General features: G+C 72.7%; 10 protein-coding genes. 5 read left to right on the forward strand and 5 right to left on the reverse strand.

Features of this window, described 5'->3' with window-relative positions; all coding sequences use genetic code 11:
* Positions 1–121 precede the first annotated feature (121 nt).
* From C1I95_RS30620 to C1I95_RS30630, 3 genes are all read right to left on the reverse strand, one after another.
* Positions 122–1177 (reverse strand): LacI family DNA-binding transcriptional regulator, encoded by a 1056-nt coding sequence (locus C1I95_RS30620; RefSeq protein WP_111219132.1) that lies wholly within the window; start codon positions 1175–1177, stop codon positions 122–124.
* A gap of 137 nt (positions 1178–1314) precedes the next feature.
* Positions 1315–2196, reverse strand: coding sequence for a Sco1979 family transcriptional regulator (locus C1I95_RS30625; protein WP_438941353.1), 882 nt, complete (start codon positions 2194–2196; stop codon positions 1315–1317).
* A gap of 137 nt (positions 2197–2333) precedes the next feature.
* Positions 2334–2573, reverse strand: coding sequence for a DUF397 domain-containing protein (locus tag C1I95_RS30630; protein WP_111219136.1), 240 nt, complete (start codon positions 2571–2573; stop codon positions 2334–2336).
* A 265-nt stretch (positions 2574–2838) separates the two neighbouring features.
* On the opposite strand from C1I95_RS30630, the gene C1I95_RS30635 reads away from it, so the two are divergent.
* A complete protein-coding gene (locus C1I95_RS30635; RefSeq protein ID WP_111219138.1) occupies positions 2839–3486 on the forward strand; it encodes a GGDEF domain-containing protein in 648 nt (215 codons plus the stop codon).
* A 42-nt stretch (positions 3487–3528) separates the two neighbouring features.
* Here C1I95_RS30635 and C1I95_RS30640 read toward each other — a convergent pair whose 3' ends face one another.
* Positions 3529–4011 (reverse strand): type II toxin-antitoxin system PemK/MazF family toxin, encoded by a 483-nt coding sequence (locus C1I95_RS30640; RefSeq protein WP_111219140.1) that lies wholly within the window; start codon positions 4009–4011, stop codon positions 3529–3531.
* Between the two features lie 102 nt (positions 4012–4113).
* Positions 4114–4491, reverse strand: coding sequence for a DUF2267 domain-containing protein (locus C1I95_RS30645; RefSeq protein WP_111219142.1), 378 nt, complete (start codon positions 4489–4491; stop codon positions 4114–4116).
* A 453-nt stretch (positions 4492–4944) separates the two neighbouring features.
* Between C1I95_RS30645 and C1I95_RS30650 the strand changes: the two genes are divergently transcribed.
* The 4 genes from C1I95_RS30650 to C1I95_RS30665 all read left to right on the forward strand — a co-directional run.
* On the forward strand, positions 4945–5388 hold the full coding sequence (locus C1I95_RS30650) for a helix-turn-helix domain-containing protein (RefSeq protein ID WP_111219144.1): 444 nt from the start codon (positions 4945–4947) through the stop codon (positions 5386–5388).
* Positions 5381–5986, forward strand: a complete 606-nt coding sequence (locus C1I95_RS30655) for a hypothetical protein (RefSeq protein WP_111219146.1) — start codon at positions 5381–5383, stop codon at positions 5984–5986. The genes C1I95_RS30650 and C1I95_RS30655 overlap by 8 nt, the downstream gene beginning before the upstream one ends.
* Before the next feature lie 121 nt (positions 5987–6107).
* Positions 6108–6647, forward strand: a complete 540-nt coding sequence (locus C1I95_RS30660) for a hypothetical protein (protein WP_111219148.1) — start codon at positions 6108–6110, stop codon at positions 6645–6647.
* The coding region (locus C1I95_RS30665; protein ID WP_146605904.1) for a hypothetical protein at positions 6641–6959 on the forward strand (319 nt) is incomplete at its 3' end. The genes C1I95_RS30660 and C1I95_RS30665, both read left to right, overlap by 7 nt.

Genomic DNA, 6959 nt, shown 5'->3' on the forward strand with positions numbered 1-6959 from the left:
TAAGAGACAGACCGGGCGGTGCGGGGTGCCTCGGCGCGGACCGGCGCGTCCGGGCGGGCCGAGTTGACGTGACGCGCGACCGCGTCGACGGCGACGAAGAAGCCGGTGGCCTGTTCCATGGTCAACTCCTCGGGACTGGTCCGGAGCTGGTCCGGACGACGAGCGTGGTGGGCAGCTGGATCTGACCCGCCGAGGCGTCCGCGGGCGGGTCGAACAGGAGTGCGGCGGCGGTGCGCCCCTTCTCCTCGCCGGGCTGCCGGACGGTGGTCAGGCCGGCCGGCGCGGCCTCGGGGATGTCGTCGAAACCGGTCACCGACACGCGGCGGCCCTCCTCGCCCCCGGCCCGCAGCGCGTCGAGCGCGCCTAGGGCGAGGACGTCGGAGCAGGCGAGCACCGCGGTGCACGGCTCGGGGCCGGCGTCCAGGGCGCGGACGGCGGCGGCACCGGCGGCCCGGTCGTTGTCGGCGGCGGAGAGCACGGTCAGGTCGGACCAGGCGACGCCGGCCGCCGCGAAGGCGTCGGCGACGCCGGCGAGGCGGTCACGGGTGGTGGGATGCGGCACGTCGGTCACGTTGGCCACCCGCAGCCGCCCGGTGCCGGCGTCGGGCAGCACGTCGTGGGCGAGCAGGGCGACCCGCCGGTGGCCGAGGGCGGTCAGGTGCTCGGCCGCCGACCGGGCGGCGGACCGCTCATCGATGCCGACCCACCGGTCGCCCGGCTGGGGCCGTGCGGAGGTGGTGACGAACGGCAGGCCCCGGCCGCGGATCGTGTCGATGATCCCTCCCTCGTCACCGGCGCAGTAGACGCAGAAGCCGTCGACGGCGGCGTTCTCCACCGCCTTCCGCGCACCCGCGAGACCGACGGGCAGCGGCACCAGCAGCAGGCTGCTGTCGTGCCGCTCGGCTGCTTCGGCGACCCCGGTGAGGAAGCGCACCGCGAAGGCGTCGGTGAACGCGTACGACAGCCGCGAGGTGAACAGCACCCCGATGGCGCCGACGAAGCCGCGTCGCAGTGACCGGGCGGTCGGGTTCGGGCCGGGATAGCCCATCTGCCGCGCGGTGTCGAGGATGCGCTGCCGCAGCTCCGCGGAGAGCTGGTCGGGGCGGCCGTAGGCGTTGGAGACGGTGCTGCGCGAGACACCGACGGCCTCGGCGACGGCCTGCAGGGTCGGCTTCACGGCCCCTCCCCTCTTCTGGATCGATTCAGTCTGGATCGATCCAGAGATTAGTCGCAGGATCCGGAGGTGTCAATGCACATGACTGCCGTACCCGATGCAGCGGGTACGGCTACTCGCCGGTCAGCCGCGCGGGCCGGTCACCGGGAATCAAGCTCGGCGATCATCCGTTTGAGGATCTCCGGCGTACGCTCGGGCGGCTCGGCCTCCACGCAGAGCCGCTCCATCGCCACCGCGTAGTAGTCGAGATCCTCGCGCTTGTCCAGGTAGATCGCGCTGGTCAACTGCTCGATGTAGACGATGTCGGGCAGGTCCTGGTCGCCGAAGCGCAGGATGGTGAAGGCACCGCCGGCGGCGGCATGCCCACCGGCGGCGAACGGGATGACCTGCACCCGGACGTTCGGCGTCCGGGTGGCCTCGAGCAGCGCCTCTAGTTGACCGCGCATCACCTGCGGCCCGCCGATCGGCCGGCGCAGCGCCGCTTCGTCGACGACTGCCCACAACCGGGGCGGATTCGGCCGGCGCAACACCTCCTGGCGTCGCATCCGCAGGTCCACCCGGCGGTCGACCTCCCCCGGCCCGGCCCGGCCGTGACCGAGCAGCACCACGGCCCGGGCGTACTCACGGGTCTGCAGCAGGCCCGGGACGAACTGGACCTCGTAGCTACGGATGAGCGCGGCCGCGGCCTCCAGGCCGAGATACGACTGGAACCACGGCGGCAGCACGTCGCCGTAGCGGTGCCACCAACCCGGGTTGTTCGCGTCGCGGGCCAGCTTGAGCAGCGCCGCGCGCTCCTGATCGGCGGTGACACCGTAGAGGGTGAGCAGGTCGGCGACATCGCGCTCCTTGAAGCCGACCCGACCCAGCTCCATCCGGCTGATCTTCGATTCGGAGGAGCGGATCTCCCAGCCGGCGTTCTCCCGGGTCACCCCGCGCGACTCGCGCAGCCGCCGCAGCTGGGCGCCCAGCAGCATCCGCAGCACGGTCGGGCCCGCCGCCGGGCCCTCCTCGGCGGAAACCATGGTCACCTGCCGTCCTCCGCATGCCGTCAGCGAGCGCACCGGTGGACCGGCGCGACCGACGTGTAAGCATGCCATGAACCTTCAGTGAGGTGAACCTCCATCCCGCGCGCGGCGAATCCCGTCGATGGGATGGCAGGTCAGCCGATCAGATGATCGAAGTCGCCGTCCCGGGCACCGAGCACGAAGGCCGCGATCTCGTCCACGGTGTAGATCAGCGCCGGCCCCTCGGGATGCCGGGAGTTGCGCATCGCGATCCCCGCTCCCCCGGGCAGCTCCGCCAGCTCGACGCAGTTTCCACTGGGATTGCTGCGCCGGCTCTTCTGCCAGGCGAGGGGAGGCAACTGGTGGACGGGAACACCGTTGAGCGGCTGCTGCATGGGGGCGTCTGTTCTCTCCGATAGGCGCCGGCGCCGTGGGAGGAGCGGTAGCGGCACGAGGGGACGATGTCGATTGGATCATTCTGCATCTGCACGTGCATCTGCTATTGCATCTGCAATGGACAGCGAGCATGATAGCGCATGTGAGCGGTACCCAACCGCTCACATTCTGTTACGTGAACCTGGCCCCCACCAGGGGAAACGAGGTGTCCGCCAGCACCCGTCGGCCGGTGCTGGGACGCGCGTCGCGGCGAAGGGAGAGGTCGTGCCGGATCCGCTGACCGTCGCGTCCGGCCTCTGCGCCGTGGGTGCCCTGCTCTCCTCCTGGCAGTTGGGACGCCGGGCCGTACGCGCCGAGGCCGAGATCGGCCGCCTACAGGCCGAACTCACCGCCGAGCGGCACGCCGCCAGCCACGACCCGCTGACCGGCCTGCCCAACCGGCGCGCCTTCTACCGCCTCGCCGCGACGCTGCTCACCGACTGCGCCGGCCGGCCGCTGGTCGCGGTGGTGCTGGACGTCGACGACTTCAAACAGATCAACGACCGGTACGGACACGCCGCCGGCGACCAGGTGCTCATCAGCGTGGCCGAGCGGCTGGCCACCTTCGCCGGTGACAACCCGGTGGCCCGGCTCGGCGGTGACGAGTTCGCGGGGCTGCTGGCCAGCCCGACCGTCGACCGACGGTGGATCGACCACGCCACCCGGCGGTTGTACGACATGCTCGCCGCGCCGATTCCGATGGGCACGGCCACCCTGCGGGTGACCGCCTCGGTCGGTCTGGCCCCGGTGCACGGGACCCAGCTCACCGAGGCGCTCGACCGCGCCGACGCGGCGATGTACCAGGCCAAGGGGCTCGGGGCGGCCCGGCCGAGCCGGGCGCTGCGCGACACCGCCCACCTCGCCGAGTGCTGATCGCGTCCGCCGGCGACGCCAGTCGGACCGGCGGGCGGGGGCTCAGTGCCAGCCGTACCCGGCGCGCAACGCCTGGCCGACCCGGTCGAACCGGGCCCGGTCGAGCACCGCGCCCTCGCGCCGGATGCCGTCCTCGCGCATGGTCAGCACCCGGTCCAGCCGCACCCAGCTGGGTCGGTTCTCCCGGTCCCACTCCCCCGGCCCGAGAGCCAGCCAGTGCCGCTCACCGTCGCGATCTCGCTGGCTGGAGAGCATCAGCGCGAACAGCGTCCGGCTGTGCCGACCCACCACCAGCACCGGCCGGTCCTTGCCCTGCCGGGGATCATCCTCGTAGGACACCCAGGTCCAGACGATCTCGCCCGGGTCGGCCTGCCCGTCGGGCTCCGGGGCGTACGACAGCTCGCGTCGCTGCAATGCGGTGACCTGGCGGGGCCGCGCGACCCGGGCCGAGGTCGACCCGGCACGCCGGGGGGTCGGGATCGCCGCGCTGACGCGGGCCGCCACACTCCTGAACAGACCAGCCACGGCGGCAGCCTATCCGCTGCCGCCGACGCCGGCGTCGGCAGGGACACCGCGCCGTGCTCGCCGGACCGGACCGCCTCGTACCGCCGGGCGTCCCGCCCCGCGCTACGGCCGGGCCTCGTCCGGCCCGGGGATCGGATCGATCGTGCCGTCGGCGGCGGGCAGCCGGGCGACCATCTCCCGGAACTCACCGACGGTGACCGTCTCGCGCAGCGTCGCGAAGACCGCCGCCGCCCCGACGCCCGCCGTCTGCTCGTCCACCCCGGCCCGCTGGCCGACGCGATGCAGGAAGTCGGCGGGCGACGACCCGGGGCCCGACACATCGCTCAGCTCGTCCGGCAGGTAGCCGGTCGGGTCGGCCGTCGGGCTGTCGGTCATCCGCTCCACCACGGTCTGCACCACCGCACGTGCGACGGCGGCGGCCAGTTCGGGCGGCAGGCCGGAGCGGCGCGACACCGCGTCGACGAATAGGGGAAACCGCACGGCGCCCTCCTGTCGTCAGCGCGGCGCTGGTTACCCCCGCCCGCCCGCGGTAAACAGGCGCGCCACGCGGGCAGGTGACGACACCAGGGCAGGTGGGCAGCGAGCGTCGAGGGGCACGCAGCGCGCCGAGGTGGTCGACGCGCCGCGTGCCCGGGCCGACCCGCTGCCGACCGGGCGGAGCCGAGGCTCCACGCCGGCGGGCGAGGAGATCGCCCGAGGTCTTCCAGCCGCCGTACGCCGGGTCGCGCCCGCACGTCGCGCCCCCGTTCCACACCACGTGCGGGCACCCTGGAAGACCGCCCTGGCATCCAGCCGTGCCACGATCAACCGATCCGGCCACAAAGGTTGCCAAAGCGATCGTCATCGTAGCCGTACAGTTAGGACTCTTGTCAACACTTGCTTCCGGATCGAGCCCTCGTGTAAATCTGGTGTTCCGCTGCGCGAGGAGTCCCCATGCCTGAGGCCCCTGACCGACCCGGCGAGACCTTCGCCGAGCGCCTCGACTGGCTGTTCCGCACCACCCGGGACTCGACCGGCAAGCCGTACAGCGTCCGACACGTGGCCGGCGAACTGACCCGACGTGGGTGCCGGATCTCCCACACCCATCTGAGCAACCTTCGGCAGGGGCGGTCACCGGATCCGCGGCGGTCGGTGGTGGAGGCCATCGCCGCCTTCTTCGGTCGGCCTCCCGCCTTCTTCACCGGCCAGGACCCGCACGATCTGGTCCACGTACTGGCCGACCCGCACATCAAACAGGTGGCGATGCGGCTGGTCGACGCCCGCCTCTCCCCCGAGGGGCACGCGGCCGTGGTGGCGATGATCGAGCAGGTGCAACGGCTGGAGGCCGCCGCCCGCAGCCGGCGCGACGCTGCCGAACGGCCCGCCGGCGGTGGCTGAGTCCGGGCCGGTGGGCGGTGCGGCGGTCACCCCGGGTTGCGTACGCCTCGCCCGGTGGTGGCAGCGGGAGGAGACCACCTCCACCCGGTACGTCCACCAGGTACGCCGCTGCGACGAAGCGCTGCACGGCCTGGTCGTGCCGCACCCGTTCGCCCTGACGGGCTTCATCGCCGAACTGGCCCGCCGACGCGGGCGACCGCTGGTGGTGCGGGCCCTGCGGACCCGGCGCGGCGAGTCCCGGGCCGTGTGGTGCCGGGGCGCCCGCACCGACCACATCCTGGTCAGCTCGCCCCGCCCGCGCCTGCACCGCGACCACCTCGTGCTGCACGGCATCGGGCACATGCTCCTCGGTCACGTCGGCGGCCCCGTCGTCGCGGCCGGTCTCGCCCAGGTGCTCGGTGCGGCCGACGCGGCCCGCCTGGCCCGACAGGGCAGGCGCGCGGTCTACACGCTCGACGAGGAGTGGCAGGCCGAGGTCTTCGCCACCCGGGTCCAGCAGTTGGCCGGCCTCCGGAACACCCATCCGTCGGCCGCCCCGGAGGCCGTCCTGGCCCGGCTCTCCGCCACTCTGGAGCGTGCGCCGTGCCGCGCCCGCTGATCGGTAGAATCGCCCGGCCGGGTTGCGCTGTTGACGATCGGTGGCGAGTCCGCCACCCTCGGACGTCGCTCCGGTCGCCGGGACACCCCCCGGGTCGCCGGAGCGGCCGAGGGAGAAACTGATGGGACGTTCGAGCGGTGCCAACCTGAACGACCTGCGGGACCAGTCGATGCGGTTGCTGGCCGCGCTCAAACTGCCCGCCACCTTCACCTTCGCCCAGCTGCACGACCGGGTCGAGCGACACCGGGAACGGCCGGTGCACCTGATCCCCCGGCGGCTGCCGGCACTGGCCCCACACGGCCTGTGGGTGGCCGGCGAGTTCGCCGACTACGTCTTCTACGACGCCGACGCCAGCGCGGTACGGCAGAGCCTGATCATCGGCCACGAGTACGGCCACATGATGTTCGACGACGCCTCCGTACCCGGCGACCTCGAACACCTCACCGCCCTGCTCATGCCGTCGGTGGACCCGTCCGTGCCACCGCTGATGCTGGCCCGCAGCGGATACGACGAGCCGATCGAACGCCGCGCCGAGATATTCGGGACCATCGCCGTGCAGCGGGCGGAGTCCTGGTCGGGGATCCCGGCCACGGAACCGGCGGATCCTGAGGTGTCCGCGCGGCTGATCGCGACGCTGGAGGGACGGGTCCCGCGGTGGTGAGCATCGTCCGTGGCGCGATGATCGTGGTGACCTTGGTCTGTTGGGGCATGAGCCTGTACAAGCTGCGCGACCTGGCCCGGGACCGGGGCAACCTGCCGCTGCGGGCACTGTGCCTGGCGCTGCTGGCGATCACCCTGTCGATGACGATCCAGCCGTTCATGCCGCGGATCGACCAGTTCCTCGGCGTGCTGGACGCCGCCCGGCTGATCTCCAACTGTCTCTCCCTGCTGTGCGCCACCGCCGCGCAGGCCTTCCTGCTCTACCTGACCAGCGACGACGCCGAGACCCGCCGGAGCGTACGGCGGCGCAGCG

Source organism: Micromonospora craterilacus, from assembly GCF_003236315.1.
GTDB classification, from domain to species: domain Bacteria; phylum Actinomycetota; class Actinomycetes; order Mycobacteriales; family Micromonosporaceae; genus Micromonospora; species Micromonospora craterilacus.

What these genes read in the sequence shown, in the direction of transcription:
- C1I95_RS30625 (WP_438941353.1), bottom strand. Translation starts at nt 2,196, where the DNA reads ATGGTTTCCGCCGAGGAGGGCCCGGCGGCGGGCCCGACCGTGCTGCGG.
- C1I95_RS30630 (WP_111219136.1), bottom strand. Translation starts at nt 2,573, where the DNA reads ATGCAGCAGCCGCTCAACGGTGTTCCCGTCCACCAGTTGCCTCCCCTC.
- C1I95_RS30650 (WP_111219144.1), top strand. Translation starts at nt 4,945, where the DNA reads ATGCCTGAGGCCCCTGACCGACCCGGCGAGACCTTCGCCGAGCGCCTC.
- C1I95_RS30660 (WP_111219148.1), top strand. Translation starts at nt 6,108, where the DNA reads ATGGGACGTTCGAGCGGTGCCAACCTGAACGACCTGCGGGACCAGTCG.